This window comes from Corallococcus sp. AB038B, assembly GCF_003668955.1.
GTDB classification, from domain to species: domain Bacteria; phylum Myxococcota; class Myxococcia; order Myxococcales; family Myxococcaceae; genus Corallococcus; species Corallococcus exiguus.
The window spans coordinates 502,138-525,169 of sequence record NZ_RAWO01000001.1 but is presented as its reverse complement, the minus strand read 5'-3'; the positions used below and the strand labels follow the sequence as shown (position 1 = coordinate 525,169).

Here is a 23,032-nt window from a genome sequence, read left to right as displayed (position 1 = left end):
CCAGGCGGACACGGTCACGCGGTGGTTCGCTGTAAACGGATGCGGTACTGGGAGGACACGATGACCCTTCCCACCGCCGCGACCCGCCGCTTCCAGTGGTTCAGCATGGGCGTGCTCCTCTACAGCCTGGGCGTCATCCTCTGGGGCGCGTTCGTGCGCGCCACCGGTTCCGGCGCGGGCTGCGGCGACCACTGGCCCGTCTGCAACGGAGAGGTGCTGCCCCGCGCCCCCACCCTCCAGACCCTCATCGAGTACACCCACCGTGTCACCAGCGGCCTGGCGACGGTGCTCGCCGTCGTCCTCTACGTCTGGGGCCGCCGCGAGTTCCCCAAGGGCCACCCGGGCCGCCGCGCGGCGTTCTGGGCGCTGGTGTTCATGCTCACGGAGGGCCTGGTGGGCGCGGGCATCGTGTTGCTCAAGTACGTGGCGCAGGACGCGCGCCTGGGCCGCGCGGTGTGGATGGGCGTGCACCTGACCAACACCTTCCTCCTGGTGGGCGCGCAGACACTGGTGGTGTGGGCCTCCAAGGGCCGCGCGCGCATGGTGTTCCAGGGTCAGGGCGTGGTGGGCGCGCTGCTGGGCGGGAGCATCGTCGGCATGCTGGTGCTGGGCGTCAGCGGCGCGGTGGCCGCGCTGGGCGACACGCTCTTCCCCGCCACCAGCCTCGCGCACGGCTTCGAGCAGGACCTGTCGGAGACGGCGCACGTGCTCTTGCGCCTGCGCATGTTCCACCCGGCCATCGCGGTGGCCATGGGCGCGCTGCTGGTGTTCGGCGGCCGTCAGGTGGCGCGGCTGCGGCCCTCGCCGGACGTGCGGCGCGCGTCCACGTGGCTCACCGCCATGTACGTGGCGCAGCTGTGCGCGGGCATCATCAACCTGGTGCTGCTGGCGCCCGTGACGATGCAGCTGGTGCACCTGCTGCTCGCGGACTGCGTGTGGATGTGCGTGGTGCGGCTGTGCGCGGCGGGGCTCGCGGAGGACGCGCCGCGCCTGGAGCCCGCCACCGAGCCGGCCTCCCGCGTGGAGCCGGTGTAGCGCTCAGCCGCGCAGTCCCCGGGGCACCAGCACCCGGGCCACCGCTTCGAAGAGGCCGCTGACCACGAGCGCGAGCACCGCCGCGGGCACCGCGCCCTCCAGGATGAGCCCCACGTCGTCCAGGCGGATGCCGGTGAGGATGGGCTGGCCGTAGCCGCCCGCGCCCACCAGCGCGCCCAGTGTGGCGGTGCCCACGTTGATGACCGCCGCCGTCTGGATGCCCGCGAGGATGGACGCCGCCGCCATGGGCAGCTCGATGCGCCACAGCCTCGCGCCGGAGGGCAGGCCGAGCGCCTCCGCGGATTCGCGCACCTCCCACGGGATGCCCTGCAGCCCCGCCGCCGTGTTCCGCACGATGGGCAGCAGGCTGTAGAGGAACAGCGCCGCGATGGCCGGCTTCGAACCGATGCCCAGCAGCGGAATCATGAACACCAGCAGCGCCAGCGACGGCACCGTCTGGATGACGCTCGACAGGCCGAGCACGCCCTGCCCCAGGCGCGGACGGCGCGCGGCCACCACGCCCAGCGGGATGGCCAGCGCGATGGCCGCCATCAGCGACAGTCCCACGAGGAACAAGTGCTCGCGCGTGCGCTGCCAGATGCGCGCACCCCGCCCGTCCGTGTGCACCTCCGTCGTCAGGCCGAGTGAAGTCTGGAGGAAGTCCGCCGCTACCTGCGCCTCCGGCACGTGCTCCAGCCGCGCGCGGGCGTTGAGCTGCACCATCTCCGCTTCCGTCAGCGAGCCCTCCAGCCGGCGCAGCGCCTGGACCACCCGAGGTGCTCGCGTCTCCAGGTCCGCGCGGTAGAGGAGTACGGCGTCGTACGCGGGGAAGTGGTGCCGGTCGTCCTCCAGCACGCGCAGCCCGTAGGCGGCGATCTCCGCGTCCGTGGAGTACAGGTCCGTGAGCTGGATGGCGCCGCTCTCCATGCCCCGGTACGCCAGGTCGTGGTCCAGGCCGCGCACGTCGCGCTGGGGCAGGCCGTATGCGTCGCGCAGCGCGGGCCAGCCGTCGCCCCGCTGCATGAACTCGTTGCTGAAGCCCACGCGCAGCTCCGGGTGCGCCTTCAAGTCGGAGATGCGGCGGATGCCCAGTCGCTCCGCCTCCGCTTCCTTCATGCCCAACGCGTACGTGTTGTTGAAGCCCAGCGACGCGCTCATCCGCAGGCCTTCTTCCGCGAGCGCCTTCCTCAGTGCGTCGTCGTCCGGCAGCGCACGCCCCACAAGCAACTCCTGCCGCAGCGTGCCGGTGTACTCGGGATAGACGTCCAGTTCGCCCCGGCGCAGCGCCTCCCACAACACCGTGGTGCCGCCCAGCTCGCGCCGGTGCGAGGCCCGCGCGCCCGCGTGCTCCGCCACCTGCGTCACCATGTCCCCGAGGATGACGGACTCGGTGAACTTCTTGGACCCCACGCGCACCTGGGGCCCGCCACCTTCGGTGCTCGTGCACGCGACGGTGAGCAACAGCAGCCACGCCAGCGACAGCGCGCGCATCATCCCTGCCTCCGCAGGGGCAACGGGCGCTGCGCCTGGATGAACCGCGTGACGAACGGATCCGTAGGACGCGCCTCCATCTCGTCCAGCGTGCCCTGCTGCACCACCTGGCCCTCGCGCATCAGCACGATGCCGTCTCCCAGGAAGGCCGCTTCCGCCAGGTCGTGCGTGACGAGCACCACCGTCTTGCCCAGTCGCTCGAAGATGCCGCGCAGGTCCGTCTGGAGGTCGTGGCGCACCAGCGGATCCAACGCGCCCAGGGGTTCGTCCAGCAGCAGCACGTCCGGGTCCAGCATCAGCGCGCGCATCAACGCCACGCGCTGCCGCTGGCCTCCGGACAGCTCTCCCGGGAAGCGCTCCAGCGCATCCTCCGGGAAGCGTGTCAGGTCCATCAACTGCGCCAGTCGCTCGCGGATCCGCGCCTCCGGCCAGCGCAGGTGCCGCGCCATCAGCGTGACGTTCCGCGCGCCGGTGAGGTGCGGGAACAGGCCTCCGCCCTGGAGCGCGTAGCCCACGCGCTGGCGCACGGCGAGCAATGCGTCCGCGTCCTCCGGCAGGGGTTGTCCATCGAAGAGCACGCGGCCGGTCTCGGGCCGGAGCAGGCCGTTGAGCAGCCGCAGCAGCGTGGATTTCCCACAGCCGCTGGGGCCGATGAGCACCGTGGTGGCGCCCTTGGGCAGACTCAAGTCCAGCGGGTGCAGGGCCTGCGCGGCACCGAAGCGCTTGGACACTCCTTCCAGGAGGAACACGAACGCCACGTCCCTTCAGCGCGGAGCGAACACGCCGTTGCAGGTGGTCGGAAAGGGGAAGAGCGCACCCGCCGGAAGGCTGCACGCCGCGAACAGGCCCCAGCCTTTGTAATTCACGCCGCCGGTCCAGACCTGGACGTCACCGCCACCCTCCTGCGCGGGCGCGGTGAAGCGGACGCAGCGCGTGGCCTGGCCCTCCACGTAGCAGTCGAGCACCTCCACCGGGCCGGCCCCCGGGAGCGCATCGCGCAACTCCTCCGCGCTCCGGTCGCGCCAGCGCTCCACCTGGCCCGCGCCCGGCGCCACCGGCCAGAAGATGCTCCAGGAGAAGGTGGACGCGTCACAGCGGATCCGCCCCGCGCGCGTCGTCGAGTCCGCGACCTCGCAGCCCTCCGGGACGAACAGCACCCGCCACGGAAACCGGGGCGGCATGACGAGCGCTGACGGCGACAGCGTGTCGCCCTCTGGATTGCCCCGCGTGGCCAGGTACGCGAACAATTCCAGACACCGGCCCAGCCCCGCGCGGACGTCATCGCGCGCCACGCAGCCCAGCTGCCGCACGTGGCCCGCGGAGGGCGTCACCGCCGTGACGTAGCCGCCCACCGTGCAGGCGTTCTCACCGGAGCACCGTTCGAAGCGCAGGGACGGGTGCGGCTGTCCACCGAGCGGCAGCTCGCCTCGAGCTTCCGTGAGGTTCGAGCCGAGTCGCGCCTGGACGCGGGCACGGCCGGCGTCCACGGCCTGCGCCTCGCTCCGCCCGGGCTGTTCATGCAGCCACACGGAGAGCGAGCCGCAGCGGTACGTGCGCGACGCGGCGCTGTCCGGGATGGGGACACAGCCTTCGAAGAGGGCGCGCGCGTCTTCGACGAAGGGGCCCGCGGGCGTCACGCCCTCGGAGGGGACCGCGGGGGCCACTGGCGCGGACGCAAGGCACGCGCTCAGCAGTCCCCCGAGTGTCACTCCCATCGCCGCGAGTGCCGTGCGCATCCGCAGGGGATAGGCGCCGGACCCGGCCGAGTCAACCGGCCCGTCGGCCCGACGCCCACCGCGCTACACACGCGGGCACTACTTCTTCATCTGCTTCTCGAGTTCCTTCGCCTTCGTCTCGTTGCGGGCGACGACGCTCTCGGTGTCGCTCAGGAGCGCCAGGAAGCTGGCGTCGTTCTTGTACTCCTTGCGGCCCTCCTTGAGGACGTCCTTGCCCTTCTTCTGGTCCTCCGCGATGCGCGACAGGAAGGCCTTGTCGAACTCGGGGCCCTCCTTCGCCTGGAGCTTGGTGATCTCCTCGTTCGACTCGTCGATGGCCTTGCCCAGCTTCTCGCCGGTGCCCTTCATCTTCTCCTGGTAGCCCTGCTGGACGCCGGAGCCGCCCGTGCCCGTCTGGTCCTCGGAGGTGACGTCGCTGTCGCTGAGGGCACTGATCTGCATCTTCTTCTGCTCGGCCCAGGTGCGCAGCTGGCTCTGGCTGTTCTCGTGGTCCTCGCGCAGCTTGGTGGCGAACTCCTTCACCTGCGGATCCGTCGCCTGCTGCTCCGCGAGCCGCGCCAGTTTGATCTGGCGGTTGTTGAAGACGGCCAGCTTGCCCACGTACTGCACGCGCTTCGCGGCCGCCTCACCCACGGCCTTGCCCTGCTTCATCTCGTGCTTGTCCTGCTTGGTCTCCTCGTCGTTGGCGTGGGCCGAGAAGCCCATCAGCCCCGTCACGACCGCCGCCGTCACCGCCCGCGCCTTCCAGTTCGCATTGCTCATGGTCCCTGCCTCCCCCGCCTTCGCGGATGAACGTTAGACGGGGGCAAGGTGGGGACGCGGAAGCCGGGTGCCAGGGCCGCCTGGCTGAACGCCCTCCCCCCGGGTACGAGGCCCGAGGGAGGAAACCGCATCACTCCACGGGCAACAGGCCGCGCACCACCGCGCCGCGCCCCTGCGCCGTGGCCTGGGCCCAGCCGCGCAGGAGCGCCAGCACCTCCGAGGAGAAGGTGGGCGTGTCGAGCAGCGTGACGGTGGTGGCCATCCCGCCCGTCTGGGCCTGCTCGAAGCGCGCGGTGAGCCAGCAGGCCCCGGCGCCCACGACCTCGGGCACCGTGCGCGACACCTCCAGCTCCAGCAGCGAGGACGGGGACAGCCACCCTTCCGCCCAGCGCAGCCGCCGCTCCAGCAGCGCGCTCAGGGATTCGCTCGCGGCCGTGGCCTGCAATGGAAGGGGCTCGCCGTCGCCGGAGGGCAGGTACACCTCGCGCAGGAAGGGTGGCTCGCGGGTCAGCGCGTGCGCCGTGGCGCGCAGCCACAGTCGGCAGTCGCGCAGCACGTCCGCCGTGGCCGCCTCGAACGAGGGCAGCGGGTGGCGTGTCGGTGAGCGGCGGCTGCCCTTTCGGTCCGCCTCCACCTCCACGAAGGGAGACACACGCGCGCATCCCTCCACCGTGCCGTCCACATCCAGCCCCAGCCGCTCCAGCCGCGAGCCCCGGCCCAGACCGCGCCACAGGTCCACGAAGGCCGCCGCCAGCGGCGCCGCGTTCGCGACCGAGTACGGCCGCCACTCCACGCGCTGACACACCACGCGCGCCGACGGCACCCGCGCCCCGGGAGGCCCCAGTCCCAGCGTCAGGTCCTCGCCGCCCACCGCCACGCGAGAGGCCAGCACGTGCCGCACGGGGCCTTCCAGCAGCCACACCTGCAAGGCGCCTCGCGGCACCGCGCCCTCCACGTAGCGCGCGCCCAGCAGCCACAGCTCGCCCTGGATGAGCACGTCCTCGCCCCGGGGCGCATGCAGGTTCGGCCTTGAGTCCTGACAGCCCAGCACCCAGGCCCCGCGGCCCTCCTGGACCCAGCGCACCCGAAGGCCCTCCGGCAACGCCTCCAACGCGCGCCGCGTGGCCTCCGCCTCGCTCATTCCCTCCGCCATTGGGCCCCTCTAACCAAACAGCGCTACGGTATTCTTACGTAATAGCTGTGATTCACCGCCCGTGTCAGCACGTTTTTCGTGGTTTCCCGAGTGGGTGGCAGGAAACCCGGTGGGTCTGGGTGGGGGTACGGCGGGGGAACTCAGCGGGTGGGAGACCGGGTTCCCCAGGCGCCAAAGGCGCGCTCCAGGAGGGCGTCGCTGGAGAGGCCGGGACTGGCCTTGGCGGCTTCGACGTCCAGGCCTTCGCCGTGGCCCCGGCCCTGACCTTCGAAGAGGACCTGGGGTCCGTCGAAGGAGGCGCGCTGGGGGCAGGAGGGGAGCTTCAGGCCGGCGCGCAGCGTGTCGCATGGGAGGGAGCGCGCGTCCTCGTAGGGCGCGGCGGGGGTGCCTTCGGTGCGCAGGTAGCGCACGCGGCCGGACTCGAAGCGCAGGGAGACGAGGTTCGTGCCCAGCAGGGCCTCCACCTCGGTCCGAGGGCGGGCTTCGCGCCACGGGGTGTCGCCGCCCTGAGAGAAGGTGAGCCAGGCGTCCCACTTCAAGGCTGGGAGCTGGAGGGCGCGGGTCTCTTCCGGGCGGATGCGCACGGTGCCCCGGAAGGCCTGGCAGTGGGTGGTGTCGCAGAGGGCGCGGCCGGGGTGGCGGGTGTCGGCGTGGCGCTCGTTGTGCGCGGCGACGCGGGCCAGGGCGACGCGGGCTTCGCCCTTGAGCGTGACGTCCTCGGCGGCGACGACACCGGCGGTGTACTGCACGCGCGTGGTGCGGAAGACGAAGTCGGAGCCACGCCGGGCCTTGAGGGCGCTGGGCGTGGTGGGCACGCCGGGTGGTGGGCGATATGGCGGAGGCGCGGACCAGGTGAAGACGCCCGCGTAGTCGCGGCCACCATCGGGGCCATCCGGGAAGCGCACGCGCCACGGGCTGCCCAGACAGACGGCGGGGCCCTTCGCGGTGAGCGCGTCCAGGCGCGAGAAGTCCGGTGGCGCGGCGCGTGGGGTGCCGTCATCGAGCGAGAAGCCGGCGCCCGAGCAGCGGGCCTCCACGGTCGCGGAGGGCAGCAGTCCGAGCACCTGCACTCGCGCGGCCTCCAGTCCCGCCTGGCGGCGCACGCGGGTGAGGAGCGCGGGGAGTTCATCCACGAAGTGCCGGGGCATCTTGCCGGGCCGCAAGATGACGGCGACGAGGTCCGCGTCCACGGCGGCGATCCATCCGAACTGGGGGCGGCTCGCGGCGTCGCGCACGGTGCCCGTCTTGGTGGCGACGCCCTTGAGGGCCTTCGATATGGAGAGGCCACTGAGCGTGCCTTCGTCCACGTTGCCGGTGAGGAGCGTGAGCACGTCCGGCCGCGCCTCCGCGAGCAACCGGTAAGCCTGCGCCATGCCCCACGGAGACAGGCCATGCGCGGAGCGGAGCCCGATGGCCTCCGTCATGTCCGAGGGCAGACCGGTGAGCCCCACGGCGGACAGCACGGGGCCCCAGACACCAAAGGCCTTCGGCGCGAGGCCCGTGGACTCCCAGTCCAGGAACCAGCCGTTGCATGAGCGCAGGAGCGCGAGCCGCGCATCCACCTTCGGAGGCAGGCCCGCGCCGCAAGCCCACTCCTGCACGCCCTGGCGCGGCGCGAGCAGTGGCGGCGCATCTGAGTTCGAGACCAGAGCCGTCCCCGCCGCGTACAGGAACGGCTTGAGCGTGGAGCCATAGGGCACCGCGCGGCGCACGTCTCCCTCCGAGAACAACACCTCTCCCGAGTGCCGGCTCACCACCACCGTGGCCGCCTCGGGCGCGAGCACCGCCACGTCCGCCAGCTCCTCCACCGTCAGGGGCGCTGCCCACCGCGCTCCGTCATGACACTGGCGCAGCCTGCGCGTCAGCGCGGCGGGAAATCCCGTGTGCTCACCCAGGATGCGCGCGAGTCCCCTTCTCGCTCGCGACGTGTCCACCGCTGGCGCGCTCGCCACCTCCTTCGCCGCGCGCGACAGCGATTGATAGGGACCGTCACGCCACGCGGGCAGCTCGCCGCTCACCGTCAGCGCGAAGGCTTCGTGGAAGAGCCGGTCCTCACTGGACGCGGGACAGGCCCACCACAGCAACTGATGCGCCAGCTCATGCCGCAGCGCCGTGCGCGTCTTCGCGTCCAGCACGCCGGGCGTGTTCTGCCGCAGCTCCACCACGCCGGGCCGGCCCTGCGCGTTGTGCTCGGGAGTCAGCGACGTGCCCTTCTGAATCGTCACGGTGGCGGGGGCCCTCGTGGGAAGGCCACCCGCCTGCGCCGCGTACTGCGTCTCCAGGGACGTCCATGCGGCCTGGGCCTCACGGCGCAGGTCCGCCTCGGGCGTCACATCCCCCCGAGTGACGAAGGTGGGCGAAGCCGACAACAGCACGGCGACGGCGACGGCCCACCCCATGGGCTACAGGTCACTCACGGACGTCTTCGAGGGCACCACCTTCAACACGTCCGACGCCGTGCGGCCCCGGATGCGCGCCGAGTACATGTCCTCGATGGTCGCGGGCGGCGCCGCGAACGTGCCCGCGAACTGCGCGCGCATCACGTAGCCCACCGTGCGTGGGCTGTCGCTCCACCACGCCGGCTCCTCGAAGAAGAACGTCGCGTGCGAGGGATCCAACTGCCGACGCTTGAGCGCCTCCGGAGCCAGCGGCAACGAGTGCGGCGGACCGCGGAAGGACTTGTCCTCCTGGAGCGGAACGAAGCCCGCCGGCACCGCGTCCTCCACCACGTAGTACGCCGAGCGCGCCCGGTTCTCCCCTCGCGCGTCCAGCGTCAGCTCCACGTAGACCTCTTCGCCCTGCGTCACCTGCACGCCCGCCTCCAACTTCACCTTCCCGCCCTCGCGCAGCACGTAGTACGCGCGCACCACGGACATGCCGTTCACGCGCGGCTGCACGTCCTTGAGCGGCGTCATCGCGGCGGCGCGCAGCGTGGCCACACCGTCGAAGCCACCCACGTCCACCGTGCGAGTCCCCGCCGGCAGCGTGGCCACCAGGCCCATGCCGCGCGTCGTGAACTTCACCGGCGCCGAAGCGCCCTTCACCTCCGGCGGCGCCATGCCCTTGAACGCCTTCGCGTCACGCTCCACCAGCCAGAGCGAGTGCAGCAGCGCCGTGCTCCGGTCGAAGGTGGACAGGCCCGGCTCGCTCAGCATCTCCAGGATGCGCTTGCGCGCGCGCGTGACATCCAGCGAACCGAACGACGCCGCGTGCGCGGTGATGGCGGTGAGACCCACGCGCCGCAGCGGGAAGCGGTAGAACGCCTCGGACATCTCCGCGTCGCTCCGGAGCCCCGCGAGCTTCGCGAAGCCCTCGCCGCTCTCCTTCACCAGCCCCTGGATGCGCCCCTGGAGGCCGGGCTCCTTCATCACGCCCGCCTTCTCCGCGGCCAGCACCGCGAGCGCCAGCGGATACAAATCCCCCGGCTTCGCGGACTCCACCAGCGCGCGCACCCGGGCCGCCTGACGCGGACCCTGCAGGCGCGCGAGCACGTAGGCGCGCGTCGCGTCGTACTCCGTCGACAGGCCCTCCTGCGCCTCCAGCCACTTCGCGCTCTCCTGGATGCGCGCGTCGTCGCGGTCCACCAGCCCCGCCTCGGACGCGTACGCCAGGCCGTCCAGCGCGATGAGCGTGAGCGGCAGGCTGGGCTCGCTGTAGCCACCGAACCAGGTGAAGCCACCGCCCTTCACCGCGAGCCCCAGGATGCGGGCCGTGCCCTGCACGGAGCGGCTGCGCGCCTCCGCCAGCAGCGCCTGCGAATCCGTGTCCAGCTTGTCCAGCGCGCCCGCCTTCTGGAGCACCTGGTACACCGCCACGTTGGGCACCGTCGTGGAGACGAGCTGCTCCAGGCACCCGTACGGATACGTGAGCAGCTCGCGCACGTTGGTGAGCGCCGCGTCCACCGTGGACGGCTGGAGCACCAGCTCCACGCGCGTCAACGCGGACGCCTCCGGTGCCTCCAGCGCCAGCGCGCCGCCGCCCCACGCGCTCACCTGCACCGCGTCCTCCACCGCGGCCGGGGCCACGTCGAAGCGCTTCAGGTCGCGCAGCGGGTCCTTGCCGCCCACCACGTCCACGGAGAGCTCCGCGGGGCCCGTCTTCGACGCGTGCAGCGTCACCGGCACCACCTGCTCGCCGCCCTCGCCCAGCTCCACCTTGCGCTGGAGCGCCTCCGCCTGGAGCGCACCGCCCGGCTGCAACCGCACATCCAGCACCTGGCTGCCCTTGGACTTCGTCCCCGCGGCCAGCCGCACGGACGCGAGCGCCTCGTCGCCCTCACGCAGGAACTGCGGCAGCGCCGCGTAGACGTTCAGCCCGCCGCGCGTGGCGAACTCCGCCTTGCCCTCACCGAAGCGGCCGGACGTGTCCGCCGCCACCGCCGTCACCACCCACAGCGTCTGGTTGGAGGGCAGCGTGAAGCGCACCGTCGCGCGCCCGTCCCGGTCCGTCACCACCGCGGGGTCCCAGTGCGCCGTGTCCTTCTCCAGGTCCTTCGCGCTGCGGGTGGGCGGCTTGATGGACGCGAACGCGTGGTCGGGCAGCCCCGCCATCTTGCGCGCCAGCTGCTCGCCGTAGCCGTAGCCCTGGAACTCCGCCGAGTAGAAGTTCGTCACGTTGTCGCGCGCCGGCGGATAGAAGAAGTCCAGCACGCCGGGGCGGAACTCGGACTGGATGGCGTAGACGGCCTTGTCCACCACGCCCACGGACAGCTGCGCGGACACGCCGTTGCCGTCGCTGTCGGTGACGCGCACGTCGATGGCCTGCTCCGTGAGCGGCAGCGCCTCCGCGCGGCGAGGCTGCAACGCCACCGTGAGCGTGCGCTCCTTGGGCACCACGCGGAACGCCACCGTGCGCTCCTCCCAGCGGCCCGTCGCCGTGGGGTACGCCACGGACGCGTACACCGCGCTGCCGAAGCGCTTCTCCACCGGGAAGGAGTGCACCAGCGTGCGGCCCTTCAACTGCACCACCGCGGTGCCGTACAAGTTCGCGCCCGTCAGCGTCACCCACACGGGCCCCACGTCCTTGCTGTCCTGACCCCAGCCGTCCGGCATGAGCGCCACCAGCTTCGCGCTGTCGCCCGGCTCCAGCGTGCCGGACAGCGACGCGAGCGTGAGGTTGGGCACCTGCGCCACGGGCTCGTCCGCGCCGCCGATGACGAGCAGCGACTCCTCGCCCGTCCACTCCTCGCCCTTCTTGTCCTTCACCGTCACGCGCGCGAGCACCCGGCCCACGTCCGTGGTGGGCACCTTCTGGCGCGACGTGCCGTCCTGCTGCGTGGTGAAGGTCTGCGTGCCCAGCGTCTTCTCACTGCCGTCCGCGCGGACCAGCACGAAGTCCACCTCGCCCGTGGTGACGCCGTAGCCCTTGCCGGACAGCGTGGTGGCGCGCACGGACAACTGCGCGTCCGAGCCCTTCTGCACCACCGCGTCCGAGAACCGCGCCACGCCCATCACCTCCACCTTCGACAGGAAGAAGGCGGCGGTGCTGGTGGCGAACGTCTCCTGATCATCCCGCGCGCGCACGGTGAGGCTGTAGCGGTACGGCAGCCGGTCCTCGCCCGCACCGAGCGGGGGCACCGCGACCTCCACCTGGGCCTCGCCCTCCGCGTCGAACTCGCTCGCGGAGGACCACGGGTCGCCCGCGGCCTGGCGCTCCGCGATGGACGAGTACAGCCGCTCCGGCACGCTCAGCTTGCCCTCGCTGCTGGAGGCGGAGCCGTACGTCACCGCGCTGCCCTGGCCGCCGCGGCCGGAGTCGTCCACCCACGCGGGCGCGTCCAGCAGGCTGCGGTAGAGGAACACCTCGTACTTCGCGCCCTTGGGAACGCCGCCCGCGTAGCGGCGCGCGCGCACCGTCACGCTCACCGTCTGGCCGGGCACCACCGTCTCCGACGCGGGCTGCACCTCCAGGTAGAACGTGGGCTTCACGTAGTCCTGCACGCGCGCCTCGCCCTGGTGGGGGTGCTCGTCCAGGTCCGCCTCGATGCGCAGCACGCCCGTGCCCAGGTCGGCCGGCACCTTCAGCGTGCCGTTGAACGCGCCGAACTCATCCACCGCCGCGCGAGTGACAATCTCGCGGCCCTCCTGCGACATCAGCTTCACGCGCACGTCGCGCTTCTTCGGCGTGAAGAGCCGCGCGAGGAACGTGTCCGGCTGACGGACGAGCCCGCGGAACTTCACCTCGTTGCCCGGCTTGTAGACGGGCCGGTCGCTATAGATGAACACGTCCGGCGCCACCGCCAGCGTTGAGTAGAAGTCCGTGTCCACGATGGCCGTGTCCTTCCCGGACGTCACGGTCGCGATGATGCGCGGCTCCGTCACCGCCAGCGTCACCTCGCCCTTGTCGTCCGTGGTGCCCGCGGGGCCCTTGCCCGTGGGCAGGTACACCTGCACCTGCGCCTTCGCGCGCGGCTGCTGGTCTCTCCCCGCCACGCGCACCAGCACCTGGCCGTCGGTCTGCTTGAGCTGCACGGTGACGTCGCTGACGACGAGCACCACCTGCCCCTCCACCTGGCCCTGCACCAGTTGGAGCACGTAGGTGCCCGCGGGCAGCGGCGCGAGCAGCACGCGGCGCTCCTGGAAGCCGCTGCTGCTATCGCCCGTGTCGAAGCCCGGCACGTTGAAGTCGCGGTTCGCACCGCCCAGGTCCAGGTTGAGCCACTGGCTGCGCACCACGGAGAAGCCCGGCGGCGTGCCCACCAGCTTCTCCGGGCCTTCGGCCACCTTCGCCAGCGGCTCGGCGGACGAGGACTCCCCCGGCGGCGGCGGCAGCGACGTCCCCACCTCCTGGCGGAAGTCAGGCGACAGCGCCTCCATCAGCACGATGCCCGGCGAGCGCACCGCGTTGAGTCCGCGGCTCAGGCCCCGGCCCGGGTTGAGCAGCGTGGGCGGCGTCTCATACGCGCGCCGCAGGTCGCCCTGCGCGCGGATGAACGCGTCCAGGTTCGCGGGCTGGAGCACGCGCAGCTCGACGGGGCCCTTGTCCTCGAAGGCGACGTCCACGGCCACCGGCTCACTGCTGCCGTAGGAGCGTGGGACGGTGATGTAGAGCGGCTTGGCCAGCGCCACGCCGGACAGCAGGAGCGCGGCCAGCGCCGCGAAACGCACGGAGGTCTTCATGTCCCGAACCCTTCCGACACCATGACGTAGCCCTGCACGTTGCCGCGGAAGCCCAGGTACGGCAGGGTCTCCAGGTCGCGGCGGGCCGCTTCGATTTCAGGGGGCAGCGCATTGGGCATGGGCGACGAGCGCCCCACGCGCGCCTCGGACGTGTAGCCGTCCATGGCCAGCCCGCTGAGCAGCCGCCCCGTGTTCACGCCCAGCACCACCGTGGAGGGCGCGCGCAGCCCCGCGACCACCGGGCCCGCGGCGTTGAGCATGTTGGGTTCGCGGCCTTCGCACGCATCCCGGAGCCGCTCCAGCTCCTGCGGGCTCGTGGCCAGCACCACGTGCTTGCACAGCGTGGCGCTCACCAGCGTCCGCGCGCCGCCGGAGAACAGCGCGCCAAGCCCCTCCGCGTCCTTCTCATCGCCCCACAGCAGCGCCAGCTCCGGCTCCAGCGACGTGCTGCCGCGCGGCGTCCACGCCAGGGCCACCTGACGCGTGCGCAGCGAGGGCTTGCCCTCGTTCTTCCAGAAGGCCTTGAGCTGCTCGGGCTCCAGCGAATCCGGCAGCGTGATACGGAACGCGAAGAGCACCGGCGTCTCCTCGGGCACCAGCTTGAGCAGGTCGTCGGACAGGGGCTTGCCGTCGGACGCCACCGCGTCCTCGCGCAGCTTGCCGGCGATGCCCTTCGCCACCAGCCGGTCGCCGTCCACGCGCAGCTGCAGCCGCGTGTTCTCGCCCAGGCCCAGCACGTGGGTGAAGAGCTGCGCCTCGCGGCCGTAGGCGTTCGCGTCGAAGCCCAGCTCCACGTCCACGCCGTCCTGCGCCTCCAGCTCCGGCAGCGCCGTGCACAGCGCCTGGAGCACCACCACCGGGTGGCGCGACAGCACCAGCCGGTCCGCCGAGCGCGCGGCCCACACCGTCTGCTCGGCGACGAGCCAGCGCGACATGTGGAAGCCGCCGTCCGGCGCCTTCTCTCCGCCATACGGGCAGCGGTCCGCGGTCATCTCCCCGCGCTTCGCCACGGAGTCCAGCGCGTCCCACGCCGCCAGCGACGTCTTGTTCGCCTTCGGCACGAGCAGGGCCGGCGTGCCCACGCGCGCGTCGCCGGAGAACCACACCGCGCGGAACGGCGTGTCGAGCAGTTGTCCCACGACGACGTCCAGCACCGCGCCCTTGAAGGACGCCTTGAGGTCGGTGCCGGTGGAGCCCAGGAACGCGGCCCAGCCGCTCGCGAAGCCCTGGCCCAGCGGCTTCTCCCACTGCGTCTTCAGCCACGCGTTGCGCGCCAGCGCGTCGCGCACCTTCGCGGGCGAGTGCACGTCCACCCAGACGGCGGGCAGCGCCGCGGCGCCGGGCACCTCCATCTTCGTGGAGGTCATCTCCGGCATGCCCTCCACGGTGGCGCCCGCGGACGGCGGCCCCTTGGGCCCACCGGAGGAGAAGGCGGGGCCGGAGCCGCCACCGCCGCTGCTCTTGCGGCCGATGACGAAGGCCCCCACGCCCACGCCCACGACAATGGCGCCGATGAGCGCGATGCGCACGGCGGACGAGGGACCCTTGCCTCCGCCTCCAGCGGGGGGCGGCGGGCTCACGGGAGACGTCATGACATCCACTCCTTGAAGCGGAAGAAGCCGAGGAAGGAAGCGTTGGCCGGCACGGGGCGCCACTCCAGCGGCGCCTCGGTGGCGAGTGAGTCCAGGATGCCGGTGCGCACGCGCGCTCCAGCCTCACCGGGGTGGTAGACGACGCGCGCGGGTGCATGGGCCCGGTCCTCCGGGCGCACCACGAGCATCAGGTGGAAGACGGGGCCCGCGTCGTGCTCCTGGCGGAAGGCCACCACGTCCCCGGTGCGAAGCTGCTCGCGCGCGTCCACGCCCCGGCCCAGCGGAACGAAGCTGCGGCTGATCAGCGTCTCCGCGTCCGCGAAGTCGGAAGGTCCGCCGCGCGTGTCCTTCCACAGCGGGGAGGCGAGGCGCTCGGAAGCCACGCGCCGGTACGCCGTGCGGTACGCGTAGCGGATGAGGCCCGCGCAGTCGCGCTGCGCCGGCTGCCATGCGGCGTCCGGAGCCTTCACCTGCGCGAGCGCCACCTGCGCGACCTCCCGGCGGAGCAGCCGCGCGCGCGTCTCCTGAGCCACGGGCTCCGACGCGATGACCGCGCCTTCACGCACGGGGGCCGTCCCGGACAGAGCGGGACCAGCGTTCAACAACAACGTGAGCATCAGGACGCGCATGGCGGGGCCGAGCCGGGAGCGCCGGTCGCGTCAGTAGCCTTCGTCTCCCTCGCCGCCACCGCCGTCACCACTCTTCTGGAGCTCCTTGACCGCCTCCTCCAGGTTCGTGGGCCAACCGTTCCCCTTGGGCTTCGGATCCGCGGACGGCACGTACACCTCCGCCTGTCCGTCTCCCAGGATGTTCACCCACGCGAGCACGCGCGTCGTGCCCGGCGTCGCCAGCGGGATGCGCACGCGGCGGCGGACCTCGCCCGGCGTGCCTTCAAAGAGCGCCAGGTTGAGCGTGGCCACCGTGTGCGCCTTGTCGCCGCTGGGCCAGTAGTTCGTCGCCACCAGGTACACGCCCGTCGGCGGCGCGCGGTGGATGTAGAGGTACGGGCCGTACGCCGGCTGGTCGAAGTCGCCGCCCTGCTCGTTGAGGAAGAACGTGCCGCCGGACGGGCTCTCCGTGTTCGCCCAGTACACGTGCGCCATGGACGTCACGTCCAACGTGTCGCCCGCGCTGCTCGCGTCCGTGGGCTCGTAGATGTGCAGGTCCGTGTAGACGCCGTCCGTGTCGCTCGTGAGGATGGCCTTGAGCGGCACCGAGGGCACCTGCGCGTAGCTCGTCGCCTGCGCGCGCGCCGTGCCACCCTTGTTGGTGGCCATCACCGTCACCACGTTCTTGCCGCTGGCCGCGGGGAACTTGCGGCTGAAGCGCCCCCCTTGCGTGCGCATCAGGTAGCGATCGCCGTTGATGGACACGACCACCGGATCCACCGAGGCGTCGCTCACCGTGCCTTCTATCTTCAGCATCCGGTCCACCGTCCACCCGCCGGACGGCGCGCTCAACACCACCTTGGGAACCGTGTCGCCCCGGCCAATGGGCACGCCCTGCTGGCGGGCGGAGACCGGCGCCGTCTGCGTGAGCAGCCCGGCGAGAAGGACGGAGAGCATGGTGGAGCCTGCCAACCTGAAGGTGAGCTGCGCGAACCGCGTGTCCGCGAAGGGACACAGCGTGCGGCAAGCCCCTACCCCTTTTCAAGCCACCCGGCCCCCACTGGCGCCAAGGCCCGGGAAGCCCCCCCGCCGCGACGCTGCACGTCGCGGCCTTCTCCTCCCCTCCTCGCGAGTCCGTCCGTCCGCCCGGCCTACGAGCCCGGACACCCACGGTCACGCGTCAGAAGGGCCCTGCTGCGCCGCACCCGACTACTGCGGGCGCTCCCAGCCGTGGCGGTTCACGAAGTCCGACACCATGGCGGCCGTCGCGTCGCGGATCTTCTCCACGTCCGCCGCGGACTTGCCCACCGTGCCATCCATGGGCCAGTCCTCGCGCTTCTGGTCCGCCACCGACGGCGCGTCCGGCAGGCCGCCGAGCGTCACCAGGATCTGCGCGCTCTTCGCCAGCTCCGGCGTCAGGCGCTGGGGCTTCGCGTCACCCAGGTCCACGCCCATCTCCTTCATGGTCGCGAGCACCTCGGGATGCAGACGCTCGGCCGGCTGCGTTCCCGCTGAAATCGCGCGCGCCTTCGCCGGGTCCGCCAGCAGGTTGAAGAAGGCCGCCGCGATCTGCGAGCGACCCGCGTTGTGCGTACAAGCGAAGATGACCGTGTTCATCGCACCGCCTTTGGAGTGTTGATAATCATGATGTTCCTGGGCTTCCTGGGAAGTATCACATCCTGAGTGGGGAAGAGGACAACGCTCGCCCTCGCCCATCACGTCCCCCTGACAAGGGGTATCACGACGACGGATATGGGTAGGATTTGACTCCGCGAGAACCCTTCCCTCGGTCGGAAGCCGGGGGGATGCCTAGGTTGGTGGGGTCATGCAAAGCACCCCTTCCTGGGCCTGGGTCGTCTTCTGGGCGCTGCTCCTGGCGCTGCTGGTGGTGGACCTGCTGGCGCACCGGGGAGGGCGGGGGCAGTCGCGGCGCGCGGCGGTGCTGTGGAGCATGGCGTGGGTGGGCCTGGGGCTGGGCTTCTGCGGCTTCGTGTGGGTGACGCTGGGCAGTGAGCGCGGCCACGAGTACCTGGCGGCCTGGCTCATCGAGAAGAGCCTGAGCCTGGACAACGTCTTCGTCTTCCTCGTCATCTTCCGCAGCCTGAACGTGCCCCAGCGCTACCAGCACGAGGTGCTCTTCCTGGGCATCTTCGGCGCGCTGGTGTTCCGGGCCCTGTTCATCTTCGTGGGGGCGGCGGCGCTGCAGCGCTGGGGCTGGGTGTCGTACGTCTTCGGCGCCATCCTGCTCATCACCGCGTGGCGCGTCTTCCGCGAGGACCCGTCGAAGCAGGAGGACAACCGTGTCGTGGGATGGCTGTCCAGGAAGCTGCCGGTGACGGACCAGGTGGAGGGGCCGCACTTCCTGGTGAAGCACCAGGGCCGCAGGCTGGCCACGCCGCTGCTGCTGGCGCTCGTGGGCCTGGAGGTGACGGACATCCTGTTCGCGGTGGACTCGGTGCCGGCGGCGTTCTCCGTCACCACCGACACGTTCATCCTCTACAGCTCCAACGCCTTCGCCATCCTGGGGCTGCGCGCGCTCTACCTCGTCATCGCCGGGGCCGTGGGGCAGCTGAAGTACCTGCACTACGGGCTGGCGGGGGTGCTGGCGTTCGCGGGCGTGAAGATGGTGGTGGAGACGTGGGTGCACATCCCGCCGCTCCTGTCGGTGGCCATCATCGTGACGGTGATTGGCGGGGCGGTGGGAGCGAGCCTGGCGCACCGCCGGTCCGTGCGCCAGGTGGAGGCCTGACGCTCAGGGCGTGGGCAGGCCCGCGGTGCCTCCGACCATCAGGGGCTTCGACAGGAGCTGGTCGAACGTGGGGTTCGCCGCCTTCGTGATGCGCGCCGCGTGCTTCTTCAGGAGGGAGGCGTTGGCGTCCTTCACGTCCTTGCCCGAGGCGGCCTCCAGCTGGGTGATGTACTTGCGCAGCCCGGCGCGGCGCTGCTCCAGTTGCAGCCGCTCCGCCTCGCTGAGCTTCGGGTCCTCCAGCTGCGGCGCAATCGCGGCGAGCTGCTCCTCCAGGAGCGCGATGTTCGCGGGGTCGGACGGCTGGGACACCGTCGATACGCCCGCGTCCGGCGCGGCCACGGGCTCCGGATACACGATGGCGGAGAGGCGGCCGAACTCCTGGGGCGACATGCCCCGCGCCTCCAGGTTCAGCAGGAGGGAGGCCTGGGCCTTGCCCAGCATGCGCATGGAGGCGCCCGCGGCCCGGAGCTTCGCGCTGCGGGTTCCGCCGGTGAGATCCTTGCCGTGCTTCTCGACGTACTCCAGGGACTCCTTCTGGAGCACGTCGTAGGCGGGCAGGGTCGCCTCGCGCACCGCGAGGTAGGCCTCCAGCCGCGCCTCGTCCAGCTTCAGCACCTTGCCCGCGTCAGGCGGATGGAAGGGGAAGCGAGCGTTGAGCTCCGCGGTCTTCAGGGAGCGCTCCTGGGACTTCATCAGCGTGGCCACGCCGGCGCCGTCCATCTGGCGGTCCGCCCAGTACCCGGTCGCGACCAGGCCTCCACCCACGAGGAGCAACCCGCCGACACCCAACCCCAGCCCGAGGATCCACTTCTTGTTCATGGTGCCGCTCCGCTCTCCTTCCGGAAGGCGGGGCCTGCCCGCCGCCGGAGCCCCTTTGCTACCCGGGCCGTCCCTGGAGGGCAAGCGCGCCCGGGAAGAGGGGCCCTTTCAGTCCCGGGCAGGCGGCCGGCGAGGCAGGTGCACGAGGAAGGTGGTGCCGTCCTGGGCGGAGGAGCGCACGCGCAGCCGGCCGCCGTGCGCATCCACGATGTGCTTCACGATGAACAGCCCCAGCCCCAGCCCGTGGGCGTTGTTGCGGTGGCCTTCCCGGAGCTCCGCGCGCTTGAGGGGTTCGAACAGGTGGGGCATCAGGTGCTGGGGAATGGGGCGCCCCTGGTTCTTCACCGCGAGCGTCACCGTCCCCGGCTGGCCGCGCAGCCGCACGCGCACCGGGCAGTGGGCGTCTCCATAGGCGAGCGCGTTGTTCACCAGGTTGGTGATGACCTGCGCCAGCCGGTCCGGGTCGCACCACAGCCGGGTCCCTCCCCGCCCGTCCACCTCCAGGCGCCGGTCCGGGTGGGCCTGCTGGACCTCGTCCACCACCTGGCGCACCAGGTCCAGGAGGTCCACCTCGCGCGGGTCCATGGGGATGCCGCCGCCCAGCCGGGCCTGGGTGAAGTCCAGCACGTCGCGCAGCATGCGGTGCGCGCGCTCGGCGCTGGAGAGGATGCGGGCCACGGCCCTCTGGTCGCGCGGGTCGGAGCCCTCGCGCCGGGCCAGCGACGTGGCGGCCATGGTGATGGCGGAGATGGGGTTGCGCAGGTCGTGGCCGACGATGCCGATGAGCAGCTGTTCGAACTCCGCGCGGCGCTTCGCCTCGGCTTCCGCCTCGTGCCTGTCGGTGACGTCCTGCATGGCGCCCACCATGCGCACGGGGCGGCCCTGGAGGTCCTTCACCACGCGGCCCCGGTCCTCGACGAAGGCCCACGTCCCATCGCCCCGGCGAATCCGGTACTCGGCCACCCAGTGGCCCTCGTGGCTGTCGAGCGCCGCCCGCAGCTCCCGCGTCACCCGCTCGCGCTCGTCGGGGTGCAGGCTGGCCGTCCACCACGCCGTGTCCATGACGGGCGGCCCCCGGGACGTGTCCAGCCGGAGGACGCGGGACGCCGATTCGCTCCAGTGGATTTCATCCGTCACCAGGTCCCAGTCCCAGATGATGTCGCGGGTGGCCAGGGTGGCCAGCCGGTAGCGCGTCTCCGACGCACGCAACTCCTGCTCCGCCCGGCGCCGCTCGGTGATGTCCAGCGACACACCCGACACGCTCACCACGCGCCCGCCCGGGTCGAACACCGGCAGGAGGCGGACCTCGAACCAGACGCCCATCAGGTACAGCTCCGTGGACAGCCGCTCCCCGGCCAGCGCACGCAGGATGACCTCCAGCACGTCCCGCCGGTCCCGGAACACGTCGAAGACGGAGCGCCCGTGCATCACCCGGGAGGGCACGGACGTGGACGTCACGCCCTCGCCCTCGAAGAGGGTGAACACGCCCTGCGCGTCGAAGGCCCACAGCACGACGGGCAGCTGCGTGAGCACGCGGTGGAGCTGCTCACGGGCCTCGTCGCGCTCCTGGCGCAGCGTGCGAGTGGTGGTGATGTCCGTGGACACGCCGCACAGGGCCCACGACTCGCCCTGCACGACGCCGGGCAGGGGGAACTTCATCGTGTGGTAGAGGTGCATCCCGTCGGGCTGGAGCACCTCCTCGTCGAAGACGAGCGGCGTCTTCGCCGCCAGCACCCGGCGGTCGTTGTAGCGGAAGCGCTCCGCCGTCTCCCGGGGGAACAGGTCCAGGTCCGAGCGCCCCAGCACCTCCTCGCGCTCGTGGCCGGAGATGGACTCGAAGGGGCGGTTGATGAAGAGGTACCGTCCGTTGGCGTCCTTCGCGTAGATGGCGGCCGGAGCGTGGTCGAGGATCTCCTGCAGCCGCCGCTCGCGGGAGCGCAGCGCCTGTTCGTGCTCGTGGACGTAGTGGGCCACGGCTTCCGTCAGGCTCCGGTCCAGCGCGCGCCACAGCGTGCGCAGCTCGTCCGTGCCGAGCGGCCGGTGGGACACATCCAGCACCTCCAAAATGGCCTCGCGCAAGAGGCCGTACTCCTCCACCAGCGTCTCCACGCGAGCGCCGGCCTGGAAGCGCCGCAGCCCGAGCTCCCGGGCATGGGCCCAGACCGCCCCCGCGGAGTACGTCTCCACGGCGCCCTGGCGGAGGACGAGCACCAGCGCGTCCACCAGCTTGAGCATCCCCTCCAGCCGGTCCTGGAGCTCCGAGGACTGGCCCGGGGGATGAGGCCCCAGCCGTGCGCCCCAGCGCCGGAGGATGTCCTCGCGCCGCGCCTCCACCAGGTCCGCGAGCGAGTCCGTCGTGGAGGCGACGGGGTTCATGCCGGCACCCCGGAGGCACCGGTCGGACAAGGCAGGCCGCCTGCTGTGGGAAGAGTGAATGTCACCGTACCCCTGCTCCCGGGACGTGGCTGGAGTGGAGGGAAGATGGACATCCTGCGTCACGAAATGGATGGGGCCCGCGGGACGGGGTGGGGTGGGTTGCCCACCTCTGGGATTGAACCCGGGGACATGGCGGGCAGCCATGGGAGGCCTCCGTGAACCGCTGGGCCCCGTCAGTGACCTGGGGGAGACTGACTCCCAAGAACACGGGAGGCAGCAGGTCATGGCATTCGCGGAACGCAGGACCGGCGGGCAGGGCGTGCGCACGCTGGCGACGGGGCGGTTGCCCCCGAGGACGTGGACCCGAGTACACGTCCAGAGGGGCGAGGGCCGGTCATGAGCACGACCCAGGCGGTGGATCCACTGGAGTCGCTGGCCCGGGGCCCCGTGCGCAGCGTCTGGGAGGTGCTGGAGGCGATGAGCATCCTCATGCGCCGCCGCAACGAGGGCCTGCCGCTGAACCTGCCGCAGGTGTCGCTGTTCCTGCGCAGCGGGCGCGAAATCACGGGGCTCGTCCGGGAGTACGGCGAGTTCCGCCAGGGCCGCGGCGTGCTGCTCATCACCTCCGGGGGCTACGGCTCGCGCGGGGAGAACCTGGACGTGACGTTCGTCCCGGACGGCGTCATCGAGGCGCTCACGCTGCACGACGCCACGGTGCTGGACACGCCCGCGAAGTCGATGCCCGAGTCCTCGCCCATGCACCTGCGCCGCCACCTGCCCGCGCTGGCCGACAAGTTGTCCACCGCCTGGGGCACGAAGGTGACGGCGGAGTTCGGCACGGCCGCGGAGCTGGAGCAGGAGGCCCACATCCAGCCCCTGGCGTGGCTCGTCGAGCGCACCGGCGAGGTGCTGGCCAAGCTGGCCACGACACCCGACGTGGGCGACGTGCTCCGGGAGCGGGTGCGCAGGGTGCGGCTGTCCGTGGGGGACGACTTCGGGGCGAGGCTCTCGGAGGGCACGCTGGCCCTCACTACGTCGCGCCGCCCTGCTGCCTGGCCGCTGGAGTCGGAGCTGGCCCGGGCGGTGATGGACACCTTGCCATAGGGTGGACGCTGACGGGCGCCGTCCCCGGGGACACGGCGCCGGGCAGCGACCCCACAGGCCCCGGCGTGCGCGCCGGGCCTCCAGCTCCAACGCTTCGAACTCGCCGCGCCGGGAGGCTCCGGCCGGCGGGATGAACAAAGTGCACGCATAGCCCCGTTGCACGAGCAGCGCGTTCACGTCCTGGCCGTCCACGGACACGTAGGCGAGCCGCCGCCCGTAACGGTCCGTGCACGCCTCCGCGTCCCGCAGCCGCACCGTGCGGCCCTCCACGAGCGAGCGGTTGAACGCCGTGGCCTCCTCGCCGAAGCAGTCGTCGTGTCCCTTCGTCGTCTCCGGGGTGTCGGCCAGCAGGTAGCGGATCCGCTCGCCGTCCTGGAGCACCACCGTGTCCCCGTCGATGACCTTCGTCACCACGCCCGTGCTCGGACCGCACTCCCCTTCCCCGCCACCACAGGCGGACAGGACGGTGAGCAGCATCCCTCCCAGGAC

16 protein-coding genes and 1 pseudogene are annotated in these 23,032 nt (G+C 71.8%); 3 read left to right on the top strand and 14 right to left on the bottom strand.

The window, feature by feature from the left end; all coding sequences use genetic code 11:
- Positions 1-60 precede the first annotated feature (60 nt).
- Complete coding sequence (locus tag D7Y04_RS02230; RefSeq protein WP_121758164.1) at positions 61-1,035, top strand: COX15/CtaA family protein; 975 nt, start codon at positions 61-63, stop codon at positions 1,033-1,035.
- Positions 1,036-1,038: 3 nt separating this feature from the next.
- Here the strand turns inward: D7Y04_RS02230 and D7Y04_RS02225 are convergent, their stop codons facing one another.
- The 11 genes from D7Y04_RS02225 to D7Y04_RS02175 all read right to left on the bottom strand — a co-directional run bounded on the left by D7Y04_RS02225 (position 1,039) and on the right by D7Y04_RS02175 (position 17,112).
- The gene (locus D7Y04_RS02225) at positions 1,039-2,529 is read right to left on the bottom strand and encodes a glycine betaine ABC transporter substrate-binding protein (protein ID WP_370457079.1); all 1,491 of its coding nucleotides are present in this window, start codon (positions 2,527-2,529) and stop codon (positions 1,039-1,041) included.
- Positions 2,526-3,275: an ATP-binding cassette domain-containing protein gene (locus D7Y04_RS02220; RefSeq protein WP_121759246.1), complete on the bottom strand. Its 750-nt coding sequence runs from the start codon at positions 3,273-3,275 to the stop codon at positions 2,526-2,528. Before D7Y04_RS02220 ends, D7Y04_RS02225 begins: the two co-directional genes overlap by 4 nt.
- A gap of 15 nt (positions 3,276-3,290) precedes the next feature.
- On the bottom strand, positions 3,291-4,262 hold the full coding sequence (locus tag D7Y04_RS02215; protein WP_199749601.1) for a hypothetical protein: 972 nt from the start codon (positions 4,260-4,262) through the stop codon (positions 3,291-3,293).
- Between the two features lie 78 nt (positions 4,263-4,340).
- Positions 4,341-5,024, bottom strand: coding sequence for a DUF4142 domain-containing protein (locus tag D7Y04_RS02210; RefSeq protein WP_120593771.1), 684 nt, complete (start codon positions 5,022-5,024; stop codon positions 4,341-4,343).
- Positions 5,025-5,154: 130 nt separating this feature from the next.
- Positions 5,155-6,177, bottom strand: a complete 1,023-nt coding sequence (locus tag D7Y04_RS02205; protein ID WP_121758163.1) for a hypothetical protein — start codon at positions 6,175-6,177, stop codon at positions 5,155-5,157.
- 140 nt (positions 6,178-6,317) lie between these two features.
- Positions 6,318-8,576, bottom strand: a complete 2,259-nt coding sequence (locus D7Y04_RS02200) for a hypothetical protein (protein ID WP_121758162.1) — start codon at positions 8,574-8,576, stop codon at positions 6,318-6,320.
- Positions 8,577-8,579: 3 nt separating this feature from the next.
- A complete protein-coding gene (locus D7Y04_RS02195) occupies positions 8,580-13,295 on the bottom strand; it encodes an MG2 domain-containing protein (RefSeq protein WP_121758161.1) in 4,716 nt (1,571 codons plus the stop codon).
- Complete coding sequence (locus tag D7Y04_RS02190; protein WP_171809728.1) at positions 13,292-14,887, bottom strand: hypothetical protein; 1,596 nt, start codon at positions 14,885-14,887, stop codon at positions 13,292-13,294. Before D7Y04_RS02190 ends, D7Y04_RS02195 begins: the two co-directional genes overlap by 4 nt.
- A complete protein-coding gene (locus D7Y04_RS02185; protein ID WP_121758159.1) occupies positions 14,884-15,516 on the bottom strand; it encodes a DUF1175 family protein in 633 nt (210 codons plus the stop codon). The genes D7Y04_RS02190 and D7Y04_RS02185 overlap by 4 nt, the downstream gene beginning before the upstream one ends.
- A gap of 30 nt (positions 15,517-15,546) precedes the next feature.
- The gene (locus tag D7Y04_RS02180; protein WP_121758158.1) at positions 15,547-16,452 is read right to left on the bottom strand and encodes a DUF2135 domain-containing protein; all 906 of its coding nucleotides are present in this window, start codon (positions 16,450-16,452) and stop codon (positions 15,547-15,549) included.
- A gap of 252 nt (positions 16,453-16,704) precedes the next feature.
- The gene (locus D7Y04_RS02175; RefSeq protein ID WP_120600396.1) at positions 16,705-17,112 is read right to left on the bottom strand and encodes a low molecular weight phosphatase family protein; all 408 of its coding nucleotides are present in this window, start codon (positions 17,110-17,112) and stop codon (positions 16,705-16,707) included.
- A 208-nt stretch (positions 17,113-17,320) separates the two neighbouring features.
- Here D7Y04_RS02175 and D7Y04_RS02170 point away from each other — a divergent pair, with 208 nt between their 5' ends.
- Positions 17,321-18,244, top strand: coding sequence for a TerC/Alx family metal homeostasis membrane protein (locus D7Y04_RS02170; RefSeq protein WP_121758157.1), 924 nt, complete (start codon positions 17,321-17,323; stop codon positions 18,242-18,244).
- 3 nt (positions 18,245-18,247) lie between these two features.
- On the opposite strand, the gene D7Y04_RS02165 is transcribed toward D7Y04_RS02170, so the two are convergent.
- Together D7Y04_RS02165 and D7Y04_RS02160 are read right to left on the bottom strand one after the other, a co-directional pair.
- The gene (locus D7Y04_RS02165) at positions 18,248-19,063 is read right to left on the bottom strand and encodes a hypothetical protein (RefSeq protein ID WP_121758156.1); all 816 of its coding nucleotides are present in this window, start codon (positions 19,061-19,063) and stop codon (positions 18,248-18,250) included.
- A gap of 108 nt (positions 19,064-19,171) precedes the next feature.
- Positions 19,172-21,439, bottom strand: a complete 2,268-nt coding sequence (locus D7Y04_RS02160; RefSeq protein ID WP_120599859.1) for a PAS domain-containing sensor histidine kinase — start codon at positions 21,437-21,439, stop codon at positions 19,172-19,174.
- Between the two features lie 396 nt (positions 21,440-21,835).
- On the opposite strand from D7Y04_RS02160, the gene D7Y04_RS45045 reads away from it, so the two are divergent.
- Positions 21,836-22,543 carry a hypothetical protein gene (locus D7Y04_RS45045; RefSeq protein ID WP_199749653.1) on the top strand — a complete coding sequence of 236 codons (708 nt, stop codon included), beginning with the start codon at positions 21,836-21,838 and terminating at the stop codon, positions 22,541-22,543.
- Positions 22,544-22,606: 63 nt separating this feature from the next.
- Here the strand turns inward: D7Y04_RS45045 and D7Y04_RS02155 are convergent.
- A pseudogene (locus D7Y04_RS02155) lies at positions 22,607-23,020 on the bottom strand (thermonuclease family protein); the annotation flags it as partial.
- Between the last annotated feature and the right edge of the window lie 12 nt (positions 23,021-23,032).